The organism is Streptomyces humi, assembly GCF_001005085.2.
Classification (GTDB): domain Bacteria; phylum Actinomycetota; class Actinomycetes; order Streptomycetales; family Streptomycetaceae; genus Streptomyces; species Streptomyces humi.
The window spans coordinates 47212-69630 of sequence record NZ_LBMU02000089.1 but is presented as its reverse complement, the minus strand read 5'-3'; the positions used below and the strand labels follow the sequence as shown (position 1 = coordinate 69630).

19 protein-coding genes and 1 pseudogene are annotated in these 22419 nt (G+C 72.5%); 9 read left to right on the top strand and 11 right to left on the bottom strand.

All coding sequences use genetic code 11. From position 1 onward, the window contains the following. Nucleotides 1–48 precede the first annotated feature (48 nt). The 6 genes from AAW13_RS35635 to AAW13_RS35610 all read right to left on the bottom strand — a co-directional run bounded on the left by AAW13_RS35635 (nt 49) and on the right by AAW13_RS35610 (nt 6352). On the bottom strand, nt 49–1275 hold the full coding sequence (locus tag AAW13_RS35635; protein WP_046732242.1) for a GNAT family N-acetyltransferase: 1227 nt from the start codon (nt 1273–1275) through the stop codon (nt 49–51). Nucleotides 1276–1426: 151 nt separating this feature from the next. Next, nucleotides 1427–2698, bottom strand: coding sequence for a cation:proton antiporter (locus tag AAW13_RS35630; RefSeq protein WP_046732241.1), 1272 nt, complete (start codon nt 2696–2698; stop codon nt 1427–1429). Nucleotides 2699–2705: 7 nt separating this feature from the next. Next, nucleotides 2706–3191, bottom strand: coding sequence for a cation:proton antiporter regulatory subunit (locus AAW13_RS35625; protein WP_206306331.1), 486 nt, complete (start codon nt 3189–3191; stop codon nt 2706–2708). A 151-nt stretch (nt 3192–3342) separates the two neighbouring features. After that, entirely contained in the window at nt 3343–3714 is a 372-nt protein-coding gene (locus AAW13_RS35620; RefSeq protein ID WP_046732240.1) for a peptidoglycan-binding domain-containing protein, read from the bottom strand. A gap of 136 nt (nt 3715–3850) precedes the next feature. Next, nucleotides 3851–5215, bottom strand: a complete 1365-nt coding sequence (locus AAW13_RS35615) for an alkaline phosphatase (protein WP_046732239.1) — start codon at nt 5213–5215, stop codon at nt 3851–3853. 231 nt (nt 5216–5446) lie between these two features. Further along, nucleotides 5447–6352 carry a sulfite exporter TauE/SafE family protein gene (locus tag AAW13_RS35610; protein ID WP_046732238.1) on the bottom strand — a complete coding sequence of 302 codons (906 nt, stop codon included), beginning with the start codon at nt 6350–6352 and terminating at the stop codon, nt 5447–5449. Between the two features lie 153 nt (nt 6353–6505). Here AAW13_RS35610 and AAW13_RS35605 point away from each other — a divergent pair, with 153 nt between their 5' ends. Together AAW13_RS35605 and AAW13_RS35600 are read left to right on the top strand one after the other, a co-directional pair. Next, nucleotides 6506–7501, top strand: a complete 996-nt coding sequence (locus AAW13_RS35605) for an ATP-binding cassette domain-containing protein (RefSeq protein ID WP_046732237.1) — start codon at nt 6506–6508, stop codon at nt 7499–7501. Continuing rightward, nucleotides 7498–8307, top strand: coding sequence for an ABC transporter permease (locus AAW13_RS35600; RefSeq protein WP_046732236.1), 810 nt, complete (start codon nt 7498–7500; stop codon nt 8305–8307). Before AAW13_RS35605 ends, AAW13_RS35600 begins: the two co-directional genes overlap by 4 nt. Here the strand turns inward: AAW13_RS35600 and AAW13_RS35595 are convergent. Then, complete coding sequence (locus AAW13_RS35595; protein WP_046732235.1) at nt 8285–11503, bottom strand: ATP-binding protein; 3219 nt, start codon at nt 11501–11503, stop codon at nt 8285–8287. The two genes, AAW13_RS35600 and AAW13_RS35595, sit on opposite strands and share 23 nt — an antisense overlap. Nucleotides 11504–11731: 228 nt before the next feature. Between AAW13_RS35595 and AAW13_RS35590 the strand changes: the two genes are divergently transcribed. Then, nucleotides 11732–12430: a GNAT family N-acetyltransferase gene (locus AAW13_RS35590; protein WP_046732234.1), complete on the top strand. Its 699-nt coding sequence runs from the start codon at nt 11732–11734 to the stop codon at nt 12428–12430. A 300-nt stretch (nt 12431–12730) separates the two neighbouring features. On the opposite strand, the gene AAW13_RS35585 is transcribed toward AAW13_RS35590, so the two are convergent. Further along, nucleotides 12731–13390 carry a zinc ribbon domain-containing protein gene (locus tag AAW13_RS35585; RefSeq protein WP_046732233.1) on the bottom strand — a complete coding sequence of 220 codons (660 nt, stop codon included), beginning with the start codon at nt 13388–13390 and terminating at the stop codon, nt 12731–12733. Here AAW13_RS35585 and AAW13_RS47695 point away from each other — a divergent pair. Further along, a pseudogene (locus AAW13_RS47695) lies at nt 13389–14483 on the top strand (sensor histidine kinase); the annotation flags it as partial. The gene AAW13_RS35585 and the pseudogene AAW13_RS47695 overlap by 2 nt on opposite strands. A gap of 402 nt (nt 14484–14885) precedes the next feature. Here AAW13_RS47695 and AAW13_RS35575 read toward each other — a convergent pair. Beyond that, nucleotides 14886–15494, bottom strand: coding sequence for a response regulator transcription factor (locus tag AAW13_RS35575; RefSeq protein WP_046732232.1), 609 nt, complete (start codon nt 15492–15494; stop codon nt 14886–14888). Nucleotides 15495–15751: 257 nt separating this feature from the next. On the opposite strand from AAW13_RS35575, the gene AAW13_RS35570 reads away from it, so the two are divergent. Next, complete coding sequence (locus AAW13_RS35570) at nt 15752–16747, top strand: MBL fold metallo-hydrolase (RefSeq protein ID WP_420855508.1); 996 nt, start codon at nt 15752–15754, stop codon at nt 16745–16747. On the opposite strand, the gene AAW13_RS35565 is transcribed toward AAW13_RS35570, so the two are convergent. Beyond that, complete coding sequence (locus tag AAW13_RS35565) at nt 16717–17229, bottom strand: flavin reductase family protein (RefSeq protein WP_046732231.1); 513 nt, start codon at nt 17227–17229, stop codon at nt 16717–16719. The genes AAW13_RS35570 and AAW13_RS35565 overlap by 31 nt on opposite strands. Nucleotides 17230–17518: 289 nt before the next feature. Between AAW13_RS35565 and AAW13_RS35560 the strand changes: the two genes are divergently transcribed. Beyond that, nucleotides 17519–19051, top strand: coding sequence for an acyl-CoA carboxylase subunit beta (locus AAW13_RS35560; RefSeq protein WP_240528831.1), 1533 nt, complete (start codon nt 17519–17521; stop codon nt 19049–19051). A gap of 179 nt (nt 19052–19230) precedes the next feature. Next, nucleotides 19231–20040, top strand: a complete 810-nt coding sequence (locus tag AAW13_RS35555) for an AfsR/SARP family transcriptional regulator (RefSeq protein WP_046732230.1) — start codon at nt 19231–19233, stop codon at nt 20038–20040. 98 nt (nt 20041–20138) lie between these two features. Here the strand turns inward: AAW13_RS35555 and AAW13_RS35550 are convergent, their stop codons facing one another. Then, nucleotides 20139–20567, bottom strand: coding sequence for a nuclear transport factor 2 family protein (locus AAW13_RS35550; protein WP_046732229.1), 429 nt, complete (start codon nt 20565–20567; stop codon nt 20139–20141). A 297-nt stretch (nt 20568–20864) separates the two neighbouring features. On the opposite strand from AAW13_RS35550, the gene fabG reads away from it, so the two are divergent. Both fabG and AAW13_RS35540 read left to right on the top strand, forming a co-directional pair. Beyond that, a complete protein-coding gene (fabG, locus tag AAW13_RS35545; protein ID WP_071659787.1) occupies nt 20865–21650 on the top strand; it encodes a 3-oxoacyl-ACP reductase FabG in 786 nt (261 codons plus the stop codon). Continuing rightward, nucleotides 21650–22387: an SDR family NAD(P)-dependent oxidoreductase gene (locus tag AAW13_RS35540; RefSeq protein WP_046734697.1), complete on the top strand. Its 738-nt coding sequence runs from the start codon at nt 21650–21652 to the stop codon at nt 22385–22387. The genes fabG and AAW13_RS35540 overlap by 1 nt, the downstream gene beginning before the upstream one ends. The last annotated feature ends 32 nt before the right edge of the window (nt 22388–22419 follow it).

The following is a 22419-nucleotide window of genomic DNA, read 5'->3' as shown; positions in this document are numbered from 1 at the left end:
CTGCGCCCAGCGCGCGGCCCGCCACGTCCTGGCCGGTCTTGTCCTGCTTCAGAACCAGTGCAGGCAGTGCGGCGAGCGGTCGGCGCGGAACAGGGCGTCGGCGAGGGTGGCCGCGTCCGGGCGGTGGGCCGTGATGTGCCCGGCACGCACGAGCGTGCCGGGGGCGGTGCCGCCGAGGTAGACCGAGCCCAGGTCGGTGATGTCCAGGGAGAGGTCGGGGGCCCGGTCCGTCGGGACGCAGTCGGCCTTGCCGTCGCGGACGGTCAGCAGGTAGCGGTCGTGCTCGCCGAGGAACGGGTCGTCGACGTCGAGGACGAGCTCGCCGTCCGTGAACCAGCCGCGCGCGGTCAGCGCACGCGGAACGTCCAGCAGCCGCACCCAGAGCCAGTCCATGTCGCCGCTCACCTCGGCGGCGCGGTAGTCCGCGAGCTGCCAGCGCAGCGGGTGGTCGGGCGCGACGTGTTTGAACACGACCTTGGTGACCAGGTCGTGTTCGAGCAGGAACCGGGCCAGGGCCGTGTAGGCGGCGTCGTCGGTGGCGATGGTCTCGTCGACCGTCAGGGTTCCGGACTCGAGCGAGTAACTGGCATACCCGTCCGGGACGCCGTCGGTGTCCCGGTGGACGGCGATGTAGCGCGGCGCCGGGGAGATCGGGGGCTGCCCCGCGCGCAGGGCCCACCAGCGGTGCGGCCGGGACAGCGCGCCGGGCTGGGCGCGGCGGTAGCGGTCGTAGACCTCTTCCAGGATCTCGGCGCACTCGGCGCGCCGCAGTACCTCGACCGTGCCGGTCGTCGATGCGTCCGCGTCGGCCGTGCCGCGTGCCCGTGGGAGGGCGGGGGCGGCGCGGTGGCGGGGGACCGTCAGCTGTCGAGTGTAGGTCGCCGGTCCGTAGCCGAACCTGCGGTATATGAGCGCTTCGGAGGCCAGCAGCACGGAGAGGAAGTCCCCTCGGGCCCGCAGTCCGGTGAGCTGATGCCGCATCATCGCGCGGGCCACGCCCCGGCGCCGGTGCGAGGGCAGGACGCCGACGGCGGTCACCCCGGGGACCGGGACGGGGATCCCGCCGGGCAGGGTGAGCTCGAAGGAGTACGCGCCGGCGGTGCCGACGGGCCGCCCGTCCGCCGTCACGGCGAGCAGGCCGCGGTCCGTTTCGAACGCGGACCACCAGACCCCGCCGCCGTCCTCGGCCGGGGTCTCCGGGAAGAGCCCGAACGCGGCATGGAGCGTGTCGACGAAGACCTGACGGTCCTGGTCGGTCGTGGAACGTATCTCCATCGTCGGCGCTGCCTCCCCGCGGTCCTGCCACCACGGTGCGTGGTGTTCCGGCACAGTGCAGCGCCGACCGGCGGACGGGGTCAATCGAATTACGGCCGTCCCGGTTCCGGTTCCGGGACCGGCCCCGGTCCGCGCCACGCGCCGCCCCCGGCTACGCGCTGCCGACCGCGTCCTGGTCGTCCGCCGTCGCCCTCACTGTCGTCTCCGGGGCCGGAGCCGCGAGCGGGATCGTGCCGCCGTCGGCCAGGAGGGGCTTCGGGTCCCGTGAGCGGTGCGTGAGGCGGCGGGCCAGGGGTTCGGTGTAGCGGGCCGTCAGGGGGCCCAGGATGACGAGGATCAGGACGTAGGCCGTGGCCAGCGGGCCGAGTGAGGGTTCTATGCCCGCCGTGACGGCCAGACCGGCTATGACGATCGAGAACTCGCCGCGGGCCACCAGGGTGCCGCCCGCCCGCCAGCGGCCCCGCGCCGAGATCCCGGCGCGCTTCGCGGCCCAGTAGCCCGTGGCGATCTTCGTCAGCGCGGTGACGACCGCGAGCGCCAGCGCGGGCAGCAGCACCGGCGGGATGCTCGACGGGTCGGTGTGCAGGCCGAAGAAGACGAAGAAGACGGCCGCGAAGAGGTCACGCAGGGGCGCCAGGAGGTGGTGGGCGCCCTCCGCGACCTCCCCGGAGAGCGCTATGCCGACGAGGAACGCGCCCACCGCGGCGGAGACCTGGAGCTGCTGGGCGATGCCCGCGACGAGCAGGGTCAGGCCCAGCACGACAAGGAGCAGCTTCTCGGAGTCGTCGCTGGAGACGAAACGGGAGATGTGCCTGCCGTAGCGGACCGCGATCAGGAGGACCAGCCCGGCCACCCCGAGGGCGATGGCGAGGGTCAGGCTGCCCGCGGCCAGGCCCGCGCCGGCCAGCAGCGCGGTGACGATCGGCAGGTAGACGGCCATGGAGAGGTCTTCGAGGACCAGGATGCTCAGGATCACCGGGGTCTCCCGGTTGCCGAGCCGTCCCAGGTCGCCGAGGACCTTGGCGATCACCCCGGACGACGAGATCCAGGTGACGCCGGCCAGCACCACGGCCGCCACCGGCCCCCAGCCCAGCAGGAGGGCCATGACGGCACCCGGCAGCGCGTTGAGCGCGGCGTCCACCAGGCCCGCCGGGTACTGGGTCTTCAGGTTGGAGACGAGATCGCTGGCGGTGTACTCGAGACCGAGCATCAGGAGCAGCAGGACGACGCCGATCTCGGCGCCGATCGCGACGAACTCCTCGCTGGTGCCCAGCGGGTACAGGCCGCCTTTGCCGAAGGCGAGCCCGGCCAGCAGGTAGAGGGGGATGGGCGAGAAGCTGAAGCGTCCGGCGAGCCGGCCGAGCAGGCCCAGGCCGAGGATGATCGCCCCGAACTCGATGAGGAAGACGGCGGAGTCGTGCACGGAGGCCTCACTCCCGCCCGAGTATCGCGGCGGCCGCGTCGACGCCCTCACGGGTGCCGATCACGATGAGCGTGTCCCCGCCGGCCAGCCGGAAGTCCGGCGCGGGCGACGGAACCGCCTCGGCGCGGCGCAGCACGGCCACGATGGAGACACCGGTCTCGGTCCGCATCCGCGTCTCGCCCAGGAGACGGCCGTTCCAGTGCGACGTGGCGCTGAGTTCGATCCGCTCGGCGACCAGGCCGAGGTCGGTGGTGGAGAGCAGGTTCGGGCTGTGGTGCGTCGGCATCAGCGCGTCGATGAGCGCCGCCGTCTCACCCGAGGACAACCGCACCGACAAGGCGCACGCGTCGGGGTCCTCCTGGCGGTAGGCGCTCAGAATGCGCGATCCGTCCCGGTGCGCGACCACGGACAGTCTGCCCTGCTCCCGCGTGGTGAGGTCGTAACGGACCCCGATTCCCGGCAACGGCGTCCTGCTCAGGCGTGGAGCACCCAAGACCGTCTCCCTGTCTCGTCCTGTCGGTTTCTTTGCGCTTTCTTTAATGACACCCTAACGGGCGCGGCCGGAAAGCGGTTGCGAGCAGGGCGGGGCAGGGCAGGGCAGGGGAGGGGAGGGGAGCAGGAGGGCAGGGGGAGCGGGGCTGTTCTCAGGCCGGGTACGGGACGTAGCAGTCCAGGGCCGGGCGGTACAGGGACTGCCAGGTGCGGGCCCCGACGACACCGTTCGCGGGCAGGCCGTGGCAGGTCTGGATCCACTCGATCTTCTTCAGCAGGGCGGTGCCGTAGATCCCGTCGGGCGCCAGCTTGGGCGGCACGCCGCCCCAGGCGTTGCTGAGGCACTGCGCCTGTCTGACCGCCGCTCCGGTGTCGCCGTACGTGAGGGTCGGCCGGAAGCCCGCGGACACGTAGGCGCAGGAGTCCGCGGGGGTGGCGGCCACCGCGGTGTGGGGTGCGGCGAGGCCCAGCAGGGCGGTCGCGGCGAGCGTCGCGGCCGAGGTGAGCAGTCGGTTGCGTCTCATGCCCGCTCCTTCGGGGCGACTCCAGGGCGATTTCAGAGCGACTTCGCCCATGGTCGCGCGCGGGCGGTGGGGTCCGCGAGTCGAAAGCGGCCGGGGAGGGCGGTGGCGGCCGTCCTCCCCGGCCCCGCGGATCCGGTCAGCGCAGCCGCAGGGCCTCGCGGACCGTGGTGAACAGGTCGGTCTGGTTGGTGACGCCGAGGACGCGGTAGGCGAACGGCCCCTGCGCGGCGATCCGGACCTGCGTACCGGTGTGCTCCTGCGACAGGCCCGGCGTGTTGGACGAGTAGTTGACCTTCAGCTGCTGGCCCTCGTCGGTGACCAGGGTCGAGGACAGGCCGGGCGGGGTGGCCTCCAGCGGGACGATCTGGCTGGTGTGGCCGTGGTCGGCGGTGGTGACGACCAGCGTGTCGGGGTGCTTGGCCGCGTACGCGCGGGCGACCTTGACGGCCTTGTCGAACGCGGCGGTCTCGCCGATCTGGCCGCACGGGTCGGCCGCGTGGTCCTGCTTGTCGATGGAGGCGCCCTCGATCTGAAGGAAGAAGCCCTGCTTCGAGTGCTTGGCCTGCTGCTTGGCCTCCAGGAGCTGGATCGACTTGGTGGCGGAGTCCGCGAGGCTCGGCGTGGTGGCCGGGCGGTTCGGGTTGGAGGTGACGCAGCGCTGCGGGTCGGTGCCGCCGACGGCCGCCGCCTTGCCGGTCCACTCCACCGGCACGTTGCCGGAGGCGAGCAGGCCGAGCACCGGCTTGCCGGCCTTCGCGTTCTTCAGGCCGGCGCTGTCGGTGACCACCTGGTAGCCGAGCTTCTGCGCCTGCTGGGTGACGGTCAGGCCCTTGTACTTGCCGTCGGTCACGGTCTGGTCGAAGCGCTGCTTGCCGCCGCCGATGAGGACGTCGACCTTGTGGTTCACGGACTGCTCGGCGATCGAGCCGGGGCCGCCGGCCGCGATGGTGTCCTTCGCGCACTTGGCCATGTCGGCCGGGCCCTGGCAGGAACGGTCGGTGACGTGCGAGGCGAGCACGGCCGGGGTGGCGTCGGTGAGCTCGGCCGTGGTCACGCTGCCGGTGGCGTAGCCGTTCTTCTGCGCCAGCTCCAGGACGGTCTTCACGGCCTTGTCGCTGCCGGGCGTCTTGGAGATACGGCCGTTGACGGTCTTCACGCCGGTCGCCCAGCCGGTGCCGCTGGCCGCGGAGTCGGTGACGTAGTCCGGAGAGCCGTCCTCGTGCACGGCGTACGTGGTGTAGGCGCCGGTGAGCGGCAGCCTGTCCATGTTCAGGCGGCCGTTCGCGCCGACCGTGTAGTCGCGGGCGAGGGTGATCTCCGAGTCCCCCATGCCGTCGCCGATCAGCAGGATGACGTTCTTCGCCTTGCCGCCCTGGATGGCGTTCTTCGCCTGCTGGGCGCTGTCGAAGGCGCCGGCCGCGGTGGTCACCGCCACGGCGGCGGTGGCCGCGGTGATCACGGCGGTGGCGACCACGAGGTGACGGCGGGTGGATCGGGGCATGGATACGACTCCTTGGGCGTCCGGTGTGCGGATGCGATGACGACGCGGGTCAGATCACCATGTCCACGCAAAGCCAAGGTAAATGGCTGGCCCTGTTGGAGTATCGGAAACGTAACGTACGAGGTGAGCACGGCCCGCCCACGACACGGCCCGCCCACGGCACGGCCCGCCCACGGCACGGCCCGCCCACGGCACGGCCCGCCCACGCGGGGTCGCCCGGTCGCCGGTGTGCTAGGAACCGGTGGTGACGTCCGCCGTCTCGGCGGCCCCGGTCCCCGCGGAGGTGCGCCGGTCGCGCACGTCGACGAGCCCGCCGAGCAGGGCCATCCCCAGGCAGCCGAGCAGGATCACCGCGGACGGCGCCTTCAGCATCGACAGGCCGGACCCGGTGAGCAGCACGACCAGCGCCCAGCGCACCACGGGGCCCGCGACCCGGCTGGAGACGACGGACCCGAGCAGCACGCCCGGGACGGCTCCGATCAGCAGGGTCGCCGCCAGCCCCAGGTCGGCGTCGCCGACGAGGACATGGCCGAGGGCGGCGGCGGCCACCATGGGGATGGCCTGCACCAGGTCCGTGCCGACGAGGTGATTGGCCTTCAGCCGGGGGTGGGCCAGCATCAGCATCACGATGATCAGGGAGCCCGAGCCGACCGAGGTCATCCCCACGATCACCCCGCCGACCAGTCCGATGAGCGGCGTCACCACGGGCCGTACCGGTACGTGCTCGTCCTCGTCGGCCGGGTCCGGGCGGCGGCGGTCGAGCCAGAGGCGGGCCAGCATGCCGGCGACGGCGAGCAGCAGCGCCGTACCGACGACGTACTTGACGCGCTGCTGGAGCGCGTCGCCGTCGCCGAGCGCGCGGAGCAGGAACACCCCGCCGAACGCGGCCGGTACGGCGGTGGGCAGCAGTCGGCGCACGATGTCCCAGCGCACGGTGCCCGCACGCTGGTGGACCAGGGCGCCGAACGGCTTCATGAACACGGACGCGGCCAGGTCGCTGCCGATGGCCGCCGTGGGGTTCACTCCGAACACCATGACCATGATCGGGGTCATCAGCGCTCCGCCGCCCATGCCGGTGAGCCCCACGGCAAAGCCGACCAGGGCCCCCGCGATGACGATCGGAACGGTGGAATGCATGCGCGGGACCTTAACCACCATTCCTATGGGAAAGGTGTGGAAAGGCTGCTCGCTCCGCTCTCACCTGCGTGTTTCAGCGGCCTGAAGCCCGTGCCGGCGGACTGAAACCGGGCTGAAGCCGAACTGAACCGGGGCGGCCGCAAGCTCTGCGGCATGACTTCGACCGACCACGAACTCGCGATCGCAGCCACCGGGTTGCGCAAGGCCTACGGGGACAAGACGGTCCTCGACGGCATCGACTTCCAGGTGCCCGCCGGCACCGTCTTCTCGTTGCTCGGGCCGAACGGCGCGGGCAAGACCACCGCCGTCAACATCCTCTCCACGCTGATCTCCGCCGACGGCGGCGAGGCCCGGATCGGCGGACACGACCTCGTCGCCGAGGCCCAGGCGGTACGGGCCGCGATCGGCGTCACCGGCCAGTTCTCCGCGGTGGACGGACTGATCACCGGCGAGGAGAACATGCTCCTGATGGCCGACCTGCACCACCTGCCCCGCGCCGAGGGGCGCCGGGTGGTGGCCGAGCTCCTGGAGCGCTTCGACCTGGTGGAGGCCGCGAAGAAGGCCGCCTCCACCTACTCCGGCGGCATGAAACGCCGGCTCGACATCGCCATGACCCTGGTCGGCAGCCCTCGGGTCATCTTCCTCGACGAGCCGACCACCGGCCTCGACCCGCGATCCCGCCACACCATGTGGCAGATCATCCGGGAGCTGGTCGCCGGCGGCACCACCGTCTTCCTCACCACCCAGTACCTGGAGGAGGCCGACCAGCTCGCCGACCGCATCGCCGTGCTCAACGGCGGCAGGATCGTCGCCGAGGGCAGCGCCGAGGAACTCAAGCGGCTGGTACCGGGCGGCCACGTCCGGCTCCGGTTCACCGACCCGGTGACCTACGAGCAGGCGGCCACCGCGTTGCGCGAGACCACCCGCGACGACGAGGCGCTCACCCTCCAGATCCCCAGCGGCGGCAGCCAGCGCGAACTGCGCGCCATCCTCGACTGGCTGGACGCCGCCGGCATCGAGGCCGACGAACTCTCGGTGCACACCCCCGACCTGGACGACGTGTTCTTCGCCCTGACGGGCAGCCCCGCAGCCACCGACACCGCCACCGACACCGACACCGCCGTCACCGCCAAGGAGACCGTCCGATGAGTACCGCATCCTCTGCCCCGCGGGCGTACGCCTTCCGCGACAACCTGACCATGCTGCGGCGCAACCTCCTGCACGCCCGCCGCTACCCCTCGCTCACCCTGAACCTGCTGCTCACCCCGGTCATCCTGCTGCTCCTCTTCGTCTACGTCTTCGGCAACGTGATGAGCGCCGGCATCACCGGCGGCCACGCCGACCGGTCCCAGTACGTCGACTACCTGGTCCCCGGCATCCTCTTCCTGACCGTGGCCATGACCTCGCTCGGCACCGCGGTGTCCGTGGCCACCGACATGACCGAGGGCATCATGGCCAGGTTCCGCACCATGGCGATCTCCCGCGCCTCCGTGCTGATCGGCCACGTCGTCGGCAGCGTGATCCAGACCATGATGGCCCTGGTGCTGGTCCTGGGCATCGGACTGGCCATCGGGTTCCGGCCCGACGCCGCGCCGCTGGAGTGGCTCGCGGCGGCCGGTCTGATGGCCCTGGTCAGCGTCGCGGTCACCTGGCTCGCCGTCGGTATCGGTCTGATCAGCCCCAACGCCGAGGGCGCCAGCAACATCGGGACCCCGCTGGTCATGCTGCCGTTCCTGTCCAGCGCGTTCGTACCGGTGGACGCGATGCCGGGCTGGTTCCGCTGGTTCGCCGAGTACCAGCCCTTCTCGCCCTTCATCGAGACCCTGCGCGGACTGCTGTTGGGCAGCGAGATCGGTACGGAGAACGCGGTGCTGGCCATCGGCTGGAGCCTGGGCCTGACCGTGCTGGGCTACTTCTGGTCCAGGGCGGTGTTCAACCGCGAGCCCCGGCAGTGAGCTCGTGCAGGGCCGCCGTCCGCAACTGATCCCGCCCCAGGGCCGCGTACCCCGACCTCGCGTCGGCGTACGCGGCCCCGTCCGCGTTCTCGGCGGCCTCCCGGGACCGGGCCGAGGACATGGTCGGCAGGTCCCGCATCACCGGCAGCCGCTCCGCCAGCGCCAGCAGCCGTACCGCCGCCGTGTCGCCCCGGGCCAGTCCGGCGAACCCGAGCGCCAGCAACACCGAGCCGTACACGGGGAGTTCGAGCAGATCCCCGGCACCGGGCGCGCCGGAGGCGGCACCGGAGCCCCCGGCGGCATCGGGGCCCGCGGCGGGATCGGGGCCGGAGTCCGACAGCATGGCGAGCAGTCGCTCCCGCAGGCCGTCGGCCAGGTGTGCCACCGGCTCCACCCGGCCGTGCTGCGCGTGCGCCGCGAGTGCAGCCGCCTGTACCTGGAGCGACCAGGACTCCAGGAACGGGTCGTCCGCCGCCAGCCGGCTGGCCTCCCGGATCCCTCCGGCCGCCTGCCGCCAGAGCCCGAGACCGACCTCGGTCAGCCCCCGGGCCAGCGCGATCTCCGCCCGCGCCTGGAGCAGTTCGGGGGTGAAGGCCTGCGGCGACTCCGGCTGCCGGTCCGGGGCGGCCAGGCCCAGCCAGTACTCCGCCTCGTCGATCTCCCCGCGTTGCAGACAGGCGGACACCAGCCCGTAGCGGACGCCGATCGCGTCCGACCAGCCGCCGACCTCGCCGATCGCGTCCGCGGCCCGCAGATGGTCGTACGCCTCGGCGCCGCGCTCCGTCTTGAGGCACAGCTCGCTGATCCGCCCGTGACTGAGCAGCAGCATGATCGGATTGCCGAGCGGCCGCACCAGGGCGAGCATCCGGCGCGCGTGGTCCAGCGCCCGCTCCGTGTCGTAGGCGGTCTCCCACAGATAGCTGGCGACGCCCGAGGCGAGGCCCGCCAGCAGCGGTTCGCCGGAGTCGCACAGCTCCCGCAACCGGGCCCAGTCCGGCGGGTGCATGTCCGGGACGGCGGACAGCACGGTGGCCAGCGCCCGCATCACGGTGTCCGGCGGGGCCGGCGGCAGCCGGCGCAGCGTGACCAACTGGCGTACGGCGTGCGGGCCGTAGCCCATGAAGAGGCCGGCCGTGCAGATCGCCGCCGCGCTCCGCACCGCCTCCACGTCCTCCGGGTGCCCGGGCTCCGGGCGGTACCTGGACAGCGGTCCGCCGGTCTCGGCGGCGAGCGTCACGAACCGCAGGTAGTTGTTGCCGACGGACCACAGGGAGGCCAGTACGGCGGTGAGCGCGGCGATCGCCGGGCAGTCGGTCCGGGCCAGCGCGTACCGCAGCGCCAGGACCAGGTTGTCCTGCTCGGCACGGACGCGGTCGAACGCGGCCACCGCCTCGTCGCCGAACATCGCGTCGTGGTACGCCCGGCCGAAGTCCCGTGCCCAGGACAGGAACCGGTCCGTCACCAGCGCGGCCTCGCCCGCCTCGGCCCGCCGCGCGGCACCGAACTCCCGCAGCGTCTCCAGCATGTGGAAACGCACCCCGGAAGGGCCTTCCCCCACCTTGATCAGGGACTGGTCGGCCAACTGCTCCAGCAGATCCAGCGTGCCGCCGTCCCCGGTCCCGTGTTCGCCGAGCACGTACTCCGCCGCGTCCGCGTCGAAACCGCCCGGGAACACCGACAGCGCGCGCAGCGCCGCCCGGCCCTCGGGTTCCAGCAGGTGCCAGCTCCACTCGACGACGGCCTGGAGCGTGCGGTGCCGCTCCGGTGCGTCCCGGGCGCCCCCGCGCAGCAGCGCGAAACGGTCCTGGAGGCGGCGCGCGATGTCGGCCACGGACAGCACGCGCACGCGGGCCGCGGCCAGCTCCACGGCCAGCGGGAGCCCGTCCAGGTGCCGGCAGATCTCGGCGACCTGCGCGGCGGGCAGTTCCACGCCGGGTCTGGCGGCCCGCGCCCGCTGCGCGAAGAGCTCGGCGGAGGTCGCCGGCGACAGCTCCGGCAGCGCGTACACGGACTCCGAGGTCAGCCCAAGAGGAGCCCGGCTGGTGGCCAGCACCCGCAGCTCCTTCGACCGCGAGACCAGCGCCTGTACGAGAGCGGACGCGGCGGCGACGACGTGCTCGCAGTTGTCCAGTACCAGCAGCGCGGGCCCCGGTCCCAGCGCCGCGAGGATGCCGCTCACCACGTCCTTGCCGCCCGCGGGCTGACGGCTGTCCGGGCCGCCGACGGCGGAGGCCACCTCGTCCGCCACGTCGTCGTCCGCGGTGACACCGGCCAGGGGCACGAAGTGCACGACGGACTGTTCGGCCGCTCGGCTCACCGCGTGCGAGAGCCGGGTCTTGCCCAGGCCGCCGGGGCCGACGACGGTGACCACCCGGGCACCCCGCAGCAGCCCGGCCACGGCGGCGATGTCGGCGTCCCGCCCCAGCAGCGGGTTCGGCTCGTGCGGCACGCCGTGCCGGGCGGCCGGCACGTCCGTGCGCAGCAACTCCTGGTGGACGGCCCGCAAACCGGGCCCCGGGTCGGCCCCCAGCTCGTCCCGCAGGCGGCGGCGGTAGGCGTCGAACCGGGTCAGGGCCGCGGCCCGGCCCGTGGTGGCCGCCTCGCAGCGCAGCAGCTCGGCCAGCACCTCCTCGTCCCGCGGCAGCGTCCGGGCCAGCTCCGCCAGCGGCGCGGCGGCCTCCGACCGCCGCCCGACCCGGGCGAGCGCCAGCGCCCGCGACCGGATCAGCGCGCGGTGCACCCGCACCCGTTCGACGCGCAGCGCCACCACCGGGTCGTGCAGATCCTCGTCCGCTCCGGCGCCGACGTTCCCGTCCCAGAGCGCCAGCCCCGCCTCCGCCCGCGCGAGGGCCGCGTCGTGGTCGCCGGCCCGCGCCCGCTCCGCGCTCGCCGCCTCGTGCAGCGCCAGCGCCGTGGCGTCGACCTGCGTCCCGTCCAGCGCCAGCCGGTACCCGGCCGGTGTGCTGACGATCAGCTCGGCACCCAGCTGCGACCGCAGCCGCGACACCAGGACCTGCACCGCCTTGCCCGGCCGCTCCGGCTGTTCGTCCGGCCACAGCCCCGCCACCAGCCGCCCCGTGCTGCACCCGGTGCGCAGGTCCCCGGCGAGCAGCGCCAGCAGTCCGCGCAGCCGGGGCGCGGTGATCTCCCGGCCGCGGCAGACGACTCGGGGCAGCAGGGTCAGCTCGGTGGTCACCCGTGCAGATTAGTTGGGGTGCGCTCCCCTTCGACGCCCTTGGGCGAAGGTACTTTCGAACGCCCTCCGGAGACCGGTACACGGCCACGGCACACTAGAATCCGGCCGTCGTCCGGGCAGCGCGCCGGAACACACCTCCGGAACGCACTCCGGAACACACCTCCGGAACGCGCCTTCGAAACGCGCCTCCGGAACACACCGGGGTTCTTCGGGGCGGAGGGGGAGCGCATGGGCTGGCCGCGGTGGGGCCGGAGACGGGCGGCGGGCCCCCTGCTCCCGTTGCCCGGTCCCTGCTGGTCCCGGCGGCACACCCTGCGTACCGCGCGCCTGCTGCTCTACACCCCCGAGACGTCCCTGGACCTCGCCGCCGCCCTGGCCGCCGCCTCGGACGCCGAGGCCCAGCGGTGGCTCGGCTGGGGCGAACGCGTCCTGTCCGACCCGCACGTCGTCAAGACCCTGCTCGGGCTGCGGCCCGGGGACACCGGCGCCCTGCGTTCGTCCCGGACGACCAGGAACCTGCTGGCCCAGCCCTGGGAACCGGGTCCCGACGACGAGGTGATACTGGTCGCCGTCCGGCTGGACGACGGCAGGTACGCCGGGAGCACGGGGGTGCATCCCGGCACCGGCGAGATCGGCGGCTGGCTCGCCCCCGACGCGCGCGGACAGGGGCTGGGCACCGAACTGTTCACGGCCGCCGTGCTCCTCGCCCACACCCACCTGGGGCTGCGGACGGTACGGGCGGGACACGAACCGGCGAACGGCGCGAGCGCGCGGGCCCTGGCGAACGCCGGTTTCGTCGCCGCCGACGGGCCGTCGCGCCACACCCTCCCGGACGGCCGCGAGATCGAGGCCCGCTGGCTGGAGCACACGACGACGACGCGCACCGCCCGCTGCCCCGGCACGGGCCCGCCCGCGCCACCCGCCTGACGGACCGACGGGCACTTCCCCGAAAGCACCCGGCAGCCCCCGCCCCCCGTCCCCCCGACACCTCTCTCCGGGTTACCTACGGGAGCCGCAGCCTGGGTGGAAGGCGTGGGTTTCCTTGGGGAGCGGCAGTTCGGGTGGAGGGCGTGGGTTATCTGGGGGAGCCGCAGTTTGGGTGGAGGGCGTGGGTTATCTGCGGGAGCCGCAGTTCGGGTGGAGGGCGTGGGTTACCTGGGGGAGCCGCAGCCCCGGCGGAAGGCGTGGGTTGTCTGCGGGAGCGGCAGTTCGGGTGGAAGGCGTGGGTCACCTGGGGGAGCCGCAGCCTGGGCAGAAGGCGGCGCCTTCCGGTACGGCCGCTGAACACGCGGAGCACCGGTCCGACTGGGCGAGTTGATGGCCGCAGCCGGAGCAGAAGGCGGCGCCGCGGGTCTCGGTGCGGCAGTGCGGGCACACCAACTGCCGGGGCGTGGTGGGGTCGTAGCCCTGCCCCGTCCGCTGTCCCGCCGCGTACGCGCGCTGCGACGCCATGTCGTTGAGGCCGCGCTGCTGGGCCGCCATGGCCTCGGCCGCGGTGTCCGGCGCGCAGCGCAGGCACAGGCCCTGGGCGGCGTTCCAGCACCGGCCGCACACGTAGTCGGTGCAGCGTGCGCAGCGGTTGAAGTGCCCCTGGGCGTTGTCGATCGCCCGCTGGAACGCCTGGTCGCGGGCGCGCCCGTAGCCCGCGCCGGCGAGCCCGTCGGCGGCCGAGGTCAGTCCGGTGCCGGTGCGCCCGAGCAGCCCCCACGCCACGTCGACGCCCTTGCGCAGCCAGGTGGCCGCCCGCTCCCCGCCGTACGGCTCGAACGGCGAGCGCCAGGTGTCGTAGCAACGCGCACACGAGAACTCGAACTGGAACCCCGCCCCGGTCCCGTTCCGCTCGCACAGATCCCGGTGGTTGTTGCTGAAGTAGATCTCGCCGCTCATGTGGTCCCCCCACAGATCAGGCCAACGGCAGACATGCCGTACGACGCTGGGAAAACGGTACTGGTTCTGGCCAACGGCAACGACTTCCGGCCATACCGGTACGGCAAAGTCGGCTCCGCGGCAGGCCGGGCGGCACGAGCGCGTCCGGTTCCGCCCGGCCCCGGTCGGCGGCCCGGCCATTGGCACGGTCCACGCGTATTGCGTTCGCACTGGTCAGGGGTGTGGTAGCGGTTGCTGCAAAGACGGCCCGGAATATTGTCATCGGGCGCGGCCGTCGCCGATGACGTCGAAAGGCTCCGGGGTGCATTCGGGGCGCATGTTAGGCTTCAATGAGATTTCTCGAAGGTCAACCTACGGGGGAAGTATGGTGACCAATCTCCCGGGTGGGCAACGACCGTCCCACCTGGCGCTGCATCTGATGTTCGCGATCCAATGCAGCGTGGCTTTTATGATCGCCCTCAACCTGCTGGCCTCGCATCCCAGGCCGGCGCAGATCGTCGGTTTTCTGATCACTCTGCCGCTGGTCGGCCTGGTTCAGGTCATACATTGCGCCCCCGCCGCGCAGGGGTTACGGGAGCGCTACGGAAAGTTCACCCTGATATTGCAGGCCCTCCTGACGTTTATACCGCCGGTGTTTTTCGGCCTTAATTGGGTGGGCCTCGCCGGTCTTCTGGCCGGGGCAATACTGCTGGTTCTCGACCCTCCCCTGTCCATAGGGCTATTCGGTGCGGTGTGCGTCGCGGCCAGCGCCGTCGCAGTCCTCTTCGGAAGTCGAATTTTCGGCGTTTCCTGGCTGGTTGTTTCGATATTGATGATCGGCACGATGATCTACGGCCTCGGTCGCGTCGCCGAACTGGTGGCCGAGTTGCACCGGACCCGTGGCGTGTCGACCCGGCTGGCCATCGAGCAGGAACGGCTGCGGATGGCACGGGACCTGCACGACCTGCTCGGCTACAGCCTGTCCGCCATCACCCTCAAGAGCGAGCTGACCATCCGGCTGGTGGGATCGAGCGACGACCGGGCCCGGACGGAACTCCTGGAGATCCTCCAGGTCTCACGCCAGGCGCTCGCCGACGTGCGCTCGGTGTCCCACGGCTACCGGACCATGCGGATCGCAGACGAGACCACCTCGGTGCGCGGTGTGCTGCTCGCGGCGGGCATCGAGGTGTCCACGGACATGTCCGTGCGCGGCCTCCCCGTCGAGAAGGAGACGGTCCTGGCCACGGTGCTGCGCGAGAGCGTGACCAACCTGCTGAGGCACAGCCGTGCCGACCACTGCCGCATCGTCCTGCGGGAGGAGGGCAGCCGTGTCCGTCTCACCGTCTCCAACAACGGCGTCGTCCCGGGCTCCGCGATGAACCGGCTGGGCGGCGGACTCGACAACCTCACCGAGCGGCTGACCCGGGTGGGCGGCCGGCTCGGCGCGACCGTCGACCCGGACGGCTGGTTCCACCTGGTCGCCGACTGCCCGGCCGGACCACGGCACGGCGCGGGCTCAGCCGATCCAGCCGGCGTCCCGGGCGATCCGCACCGCGTCCAGACGGTTGCGGGCGCCCAGCTTGGTCACCGCCGAACTCAGGTAGTTCCGGACGGTACCGACGGCCAGGTGAAGCTGGGCGGCGATCTCCGAGACCTCAGCCCCTTCCGACGCCAGTGACAGGACGTCGGACTCCCGCTCGGTCAGCGGATGGTCGCCGCGCTGCCAGACGGTGAAGGCCAGCCGGGTGTCGATCACCCGCTGGCCGTCCGCCACCTTGCGGATCGCCGCGGCCAGCTCCGACGGCGGGGCGTCCTTGAGCAGGTAGCCGAAGACCCTGGCGTCCATCGCCCGGCGCACGGTGCCAGGCTGGTCCGTGCCGGTGAGCATCAGGGTCCGGCACTCCGGCAGGTGCTCGTGCAACTGGGCCGCGGCCTCGATGCCGTCCACCCCGGGAAGTCCCACGTCGATCACGGCGACGTCCGGGCGGTGCGCCAGCCCGGCGGAGAGGACCTCGCGCCCGTCGGCCACCTGCGCCACGACACTGAGATCCTGCTCCATCTCCATCAGCGCCACCAGCGCCCCTCGCACCATCCCCATGTCCTCGGCGAGCAAGACGCGAATCACCCGAGCCTCCCCGTTTCCCTGCTGTCCTGATGCTCCCGTTGTCACTCAGTGTCCGTGGCATCCGTCGGGCGGCACAATAGGGCCCGCCGCCGGACCGACGTGCAACTCGGCGCAGGAAAGCGCGTGTTGGGATCACGACACCGGGTGCCGGGGGCCCGTCGGCGGTGTCCCGGGTTCGAGTCGTACTCGACCCGCTGCGGCAAGGGTCGTATCCCAACCGGACCCGCGACGACCGCGGCAGCCCTCGGGAGAACCCTGTGACGACACCGCGAACGACGACACCGCGAACGACGACACCGCGGACGAAGACCACCGGAGCGGCGGCCGGCGAACGGCAGCAGGACCGCGCGGCCCCGGACGACGCGTGGCTGGAGGAGGTGGCGGACGGCGTCTTCGCCTATGTCCAGCCGGACGGCGGCTGGTGCCTGAACAACGCCGGTCTCGTCGTCTCCGGTGGCCGGGCGGCGCTCGTCGACACCGCCGCGACCGAGACCCGGGCCCGCCGCCTGCGGGAGGCCGTGCGCGGGGTGACGGCGGCACCCCCCGGCGTCCTGGTCAACACCCACTTCCACGGCGACCACACCTTCGGCAACTTCGTCTTCCCCGAAGCGCTGGTCGTCGGCCACGAACGGACCCGCAGCGAGGCGATGGCGGCCGGACTGCACCTCACCGGCCTGTGGCCCGACGTGCGCTGGGGCGCCCTCGAACTGGCGCCCCCGGCCCTCACCTACCGCGACGGGGTGACCCTGCACGTGGGTGACGTGCGGGTCGAGGTGCTGCACCCGGGCCCGGCGCACACGACGGACGACTCGGTCGTCTGGCTGCCCGCGCAGAAGGTGCTGTTCACCGGGGACATCGTCATGTCGGGCGTCACACCGTTCTGCGCGATGGGATCGGTCAGCGGCTCCCTCGCCGTGCTCGACCGGCTGCGCTCGCTGGGCGCCCGTACCGTGGTGCCGGGCCACGGCCCGGTCGCGGGCCCCGAGGTGTTCGACGCCACCGAGAGCTACCTGCGGTGGGTCCGGGCGACGGCACGGCACGGCCTGGCCGAACGGCTCACCCCCATGCAGGTCGCCCGCGCCTGCGACCTGGGCGAGTTCGCCGGGCTGCGCGACTCCGAACGGCTACTGCCGAACCTGCGCCGCGCCTACGCGGAGGAGCAGGGCGCGGCCCCCGGGGCGCCGCTCGACATCGGGGAGCTGTTCGCCGAGATGATCGAGTTTCACGGCCGGCTGCCGACCTGCCGGGCCTGAGGCGTCCACACCTCGAACCGCCCCTGGTGGTAGAGCACGGGCGACCGCGGCAGCACCTCGGCCCCCTCCACCCGGCCGATGAAGATCCAGTGGTCGCCCGCCTCCACGGTCTGCACCACCACGCACTCGGCGTACGCCAGCACGGCGTCGACGAGCACCGGGGCGCCGCCCGCGACGGCCGACGGCATCCACCGCAGCCCGGCGAACTTCCGCTCCGAGCGGCCCGCGCAGACCCGGGCCGCCTCCTGCCCGCCGTCGGCCAGCACGTTCACCACGAACGAACCCGACGTCAGCAGGGCGTCCAGGGTCTGCGACCGCTTGTCCACGCAGACCAGCAGCAGCGGTGGCCGGGCCGACACGGCCGAGACCGCGTTGCAGGTCAGGCCGCGCGGGCGGCCGTCCGCGTCCATCGCCGTGACGACCGACACCATCGTAGGGAACGAGCCGAACAGTTCTTGAAAGCGCGTCACTTCCACGGCCATGCCGTCTCACCTCACGTCGGCGGGTCGCTACGCCGGCCACGCTCGCGGCCGCGGCTGGAACTCCGCTGGACCGCCCCTGGAGAACGGTCCCGGTCCACCCGCCTTCGACCGGGCGTCGAGGCGGTCACCGGAGAGTGCGGTGCCGGACGGACACCCCGTCCGGGCGCCGACGAGGAGGCATCCGATGACCACCGCCCAGGAGAGGACCACCGTCCAGGGGAAGACCACCGCCCAGGAGAGGACCACCGCCCAGGAGAAGACACCGGCCGTGTCGCCGCAGCGGCGGCTCGTGGCGGAACTGCGCACCATCCGGGACCGGGCACGGCAGGGCCCGGGTGCGGAGGCGACCGAGGCGCAGCACGCCAAGGGCAAGCTGACCGCCCGCGAACGCATCGAACTGCTGCTGGACGAAGGGTCGTTCACGGAGGTGGAAGCGCTGCGCCGGCACCGGGCGGCGGGCTTCGGCATGGAGGCCAAGAGGCCCTACACGGACGGCGTGGTGACCGGCTGGGGGACGGTGCACGGCCGGCCGGTGTTCGTGTACGCGCACGACTTCCGCATGTTCGGCGGCGCGCTCGGCGAGGCGCACGCCACCAAGATCCACAAGATCATGGACATGGCCCTGGCGGCCGGCGCCCCGCTGGTCTCCCTGAACGACGGCGCGGGCGCCCGCATCCAGGAGGGCGTGACGGCGCTCGCCGGATACGGCGGCATCTTCCAGCGCAACACCAGGGCCTCCGGTGTCATCCCGCAGATCAGCGTCATGCTGGGGCCCTGCGCCGGCGGAGCCGCGTACTCCCCGGCGCTGACGGACTTCGTGTTCATGGTCCGCGACACCTCGCAGATGTTCATCACCGGCCCGGACGTCATCCAGGCGGTGACGGGGGAGCGGGTCGGCCAGAACGCCCTGGGCGGCGCGGACGTGCACGCCGGGACCTCCGGCGTCTGCCACTTCGCCTACGACGACGAGTACACCTGCCTCGAAGAGGTCCGTTACCTGCTGTCCCTGCTGCCGCAGAACAACCGCGAGCACCCGCCGGCCGGCCGCACCGCCGATCCCGCCGACCGGCGCTGCGAGGAACTTCTCGACCTGGTGCCCGCGGACGGCAACCGGCCGTACGACGTGACCCGGGTGATCGAGGAGATCGTCGACGACGGCGAGTACCTGGAGGTCCACGAGCGCTGGGCGCGCAACATCGTCTGCGCGCTCGCCCGGCTGGACGGGCGGGTCGTCGGCATCGTCGCCAACCAGCCGCAGGTGCTGGCCGGGGTGCTCGACATCGAGGCGTCCGAGAAGGCGGCCCGGTTCGTGCAGATGTGCGACGCCTTCAACATCCCGCTGCTCACCCTGCTGGACGTGCCCGGGTTCCTGCCGGGCGTCGACCAGGAGCACGGCGGGATCATCCGGCACGGGGCGAAGCTGCTGTACGCGTACTGCAACGCCACCGTGCCGCGGATCTCCCTGGTGCTGCGCAAGGCCTACGGCGGCGCCTACATCGTGATGGACAGCCGCTCCACCGGGGCGGACCTGGCGTACGCGTGGCCGACGAACGAGATCGCGGTGATGGGTGCCGAGGGCGCGGCCAACGTCATCTTCCGCCGCGAGATCGCCGCCGCCGACGACCCGGACGCCGTACGCGCCCGCCTGGTCAAGGAGTACAGGGCCGAGCTGATGCACCCGTACTACGCGGCCGAACGGGGTCTGGTCGACGACGTCGTCGACCCGGCCGAGACCCGCGAGGTGCTCACCCGCGCCCTGGCGATGCTGCACACCAAGCACGCGGACCTGCCCGCCCGCAAACACGGCAACCCGCCCGCCTGATGCTGACGGCATGCCAGAACCCACTGGTGAGCGGTCGTTAGTGAAGAACTCACGTGCCGGGTGAGACGTTCACGGCGGAGTCGTGACGTGCGCACTGGGCCCCGTGCGGCACTGGGTGACAAGCTCGGCGCACGACCGAACACGACATGAGCACCCGACGCGAATGGGGGAATCTCTCGGTGGACATCGAGGTGTTAGGACAGTTCTCGGTCCGTGAACGCGACCTGTCGATCGTGCCGAGCGCCGGCAAGCCCAGGCAGATCCTGGCCCTGCTGACGCTGCGTGCCGGGCACTTCGTGCCGGTGCCCGCACTGATGGAGGAGGTCTGGGGGGACGACATCCCGCGCAGCGCGGTGACCACCTTGCAGACCTACATCCTGCAACTCCGCCGCAAGATCACCCGGACGCTGCCGCCCGGCTCCGGCCGGTCCGCCAAGGACGTCCTGGTGACCTCGCTCGGCGGGTACCAACTGGCGGCTCCCCTGGAGACCTTCGACCTGCGGGAGTTCGAGCGGCTCGCGGCCCGCGGCGGGGCCGCCCTGGAGGCGGGCGACGCGCGTACCGCGTCCGTCGCGCTGACCCGGGCGCTGGCCTGCTGGAAGGGTCCCGCGCTCGCCGACGTCCCGGTGGGGCGGGTGCTGGAGATGGAACTCCTCGGCATCGAGGAGAGCCGCACCCAGGCGCTGGAGCGCAGGATCGAGGCCGACCTGCGGCTCGGCCGGCACGCCCCGCTCCTCGCGGAGCTGCGGACCCTGGTGGCCCGCCATCCCATGAACGAGAACCTGTGCGCCCTGCTGATGATCGCGCTGTACCGGTCCGGCAGCGGCTGGCGGGCGCTCTACGCCTTCCGCCGGCTGCGCGAGACCCTGATCGAGGAACTCGGCGTGGAACCGTCCTCCCGGTTGCAGCGCCTGCACCAGGCGGTGCTGAGCGGCGACCCCGCGCTGGAGACGGGCGACTGGGAACGACCGGGCCGCCTGGCCGGCTGACCGCCGGGGCGCCGGACCGCCGGACCGCCGGGGCCGGGGCCGGGAGCCGGTGCTCCCGGAACTCCCGGCCCTCGCCGTTCCCGCGCCGCGGCCGGCGTTCAGAACATCTGGTCGTGCGTGACCAGCCGCGACCTGGTGAGGATGCCGTCCTCCCCGGGCACCAGGACGTCGTGCACCACGCAGCTCGGCGCGATCTCCGGCTTGCCGCCCGGCCGGACGGTGACCACCAGGGCGTAGACGGTGGAGCGGATCGTGCCGTCGGACTGCCACTCCAGGGCGATGTGGTTGAACCAGTGCCGGCGCTGGACCGGGTCGTTCTCGAACCGGCGGTGGAACTCCACCAGTTCGGCGACGATGCCGGGCCGGGTGAGCGCGGGCGTGGCACCCGGGGAGTGCTGGAAACTGCCGTCCTCCGTGAAGGTGGCGGCGTAGTCCTCGAACCGGCCGGCGTCCAGCGCCTGCATCTGGTGCGCGTAGAAGTGCTGGACCTGCGAGTACAGGTCGGTACGGACCGGGGTGGCGGTCATCGGCTCCTCCAGGGCTCCGGGTGCGAACGGCTGCTGCCGCACCCACCGTGCCCGGCCCGCCTCGAGAGCAGCTTGAAGGACGGTACGGCGCCCCGCCCCCCGGCGTCCGGCCGTTTCCGTCCCGCCGCCGGCCCGCCGCTGTCCCGCGCCGCCGTCTCGCTGTCACCCCGCTTCCGTCTCCCTCTCGCTTCCACCCCGCTTCCACCCCGCCTCTAGTCCCGCCGGTCAGTCTCGGTCCGCAGGACGCGCGGGCCCCGGAGCGGGCCGGCCGTCGTCGAGGACGCGCAGGGAGGCAGCATGACGGAGGCAGGGCGGCCGGTGGCGTTGGTGACCGGCGCCACCAGCGGGATCGGCCTGGAGATCACCACCCGGCTGGCGGGCGGCGGTGCGAGCGTCTTCATCTGCGCCCGCCGCTCCGAGGAACTCACCCACGTGATCAAGGAGTTGCGGGACCGGGGCCTGGAGGTCGACGGGACCGTCTGCGACGTGAGCGACCCCGAGCAGATCCGGGCGTACGTCCGGTCCGCGGTCGAACGGTACGGGCCGGTCGACGTCCTCGTGAACAACGCGGGCCGGAGCGGCGGCGGCGCCACCGCCGAGATCCCCGACGAGCTCTGGCTCGACGTGATCAACACCAACCTCAACAGCGTCTTCCTCATGACCAAGGAAGTGCTCAACGCCGGCGGCATGCTGGCGGGCGGGCGCGGCCGGATCATCAACATCGCCTCCACCGGCGGCAAGCAGGGAGTCGTGCACGCGGCGCCCTACTCGGCGTCCAAGCACGGAGTGGTCGGCTTCACCAAGGCCCTCGGCCTGGAACTGGCCCGCACCGGCATCACGGTCAACGCGGTCTGCCCCGGCTTCGTCGAGACGCCGATGGCCGGACGGGTCCGCGAGCACTACGCGGCCATCTGGGGCGTGGACGAGCAGGAGGCCCACGACCGCATCACCGCCCGCGTGCCGCTCGGCCGCTACGTGGAGCCCCGCGAGGTGGCCGCCATGGTCGAGTACCTGGTCGGCGACGACGCGGCCGCCGTGACGGCCCAGGCGCTCAACGTCTGCGGCGGACTGGGGAACTACTGATGACCGGCGCCCGGGTCGCCCTCGTCACCGGTTCCTCCTCCGGCATCGGGGAGGCCGTCGCCGTCCGCCTCGCCGCCGAGGGGATCCGCGTCGTCGTGAACTCCGCGCGCTCGGTGGAGGCCGGCGAGAAGGTCGCCGCCGCCCTGCCCGACGCGATCTACGTACGGGCCGACGTCTCGGACGAGACCGAGGCCCGGCACCTCGTCGAGGCCGCCGTCGCGCACTACGGACGCCTCGACATCCTGGTCAACAACGCCGGTGTCTCGCGGCCCGTGCCGCACGCCGACCTGGAGGCGGCCACGCCCGCCCTGTGGCGGGAGATCCTCGGCCTCAACGTGATCGGCACCTGGCAGACGACGGTCGCCGCGATGCCGCACCTGGCCCGTACCGGCGGCGGATCGGTGGTCAACATCTCCTCGATCGCCGGCAGCCGCCCGGCGGGCAGCTCCATCCCGTACGCCGTCAGCAAGGCGGCGATCGAGCACATGACCCGGCTGCTGGCGAACACGGCCGGGCCCGCGGTCCGGGTCAACGCGGTCGCCCCCGGGCTGGTCGAGACGCCCTGGACGCAGGGCAAGGACTTCTTCGCGCCGATCGCGCGGAAGGTGCGGGAGAGCACCCCGCTGCGCCGGGTGGGGCGGCCCGAGGACGTCGCCGAGGCCGTGCTGGGCCTGGCCGACGCCACCTACACGACCGGGCAGGTGCTGCTCGTGGACGGCGGCGCCCACCTCATCTGACCAGGTGCGGGCCCGGCACCGGTCCCGCCAGA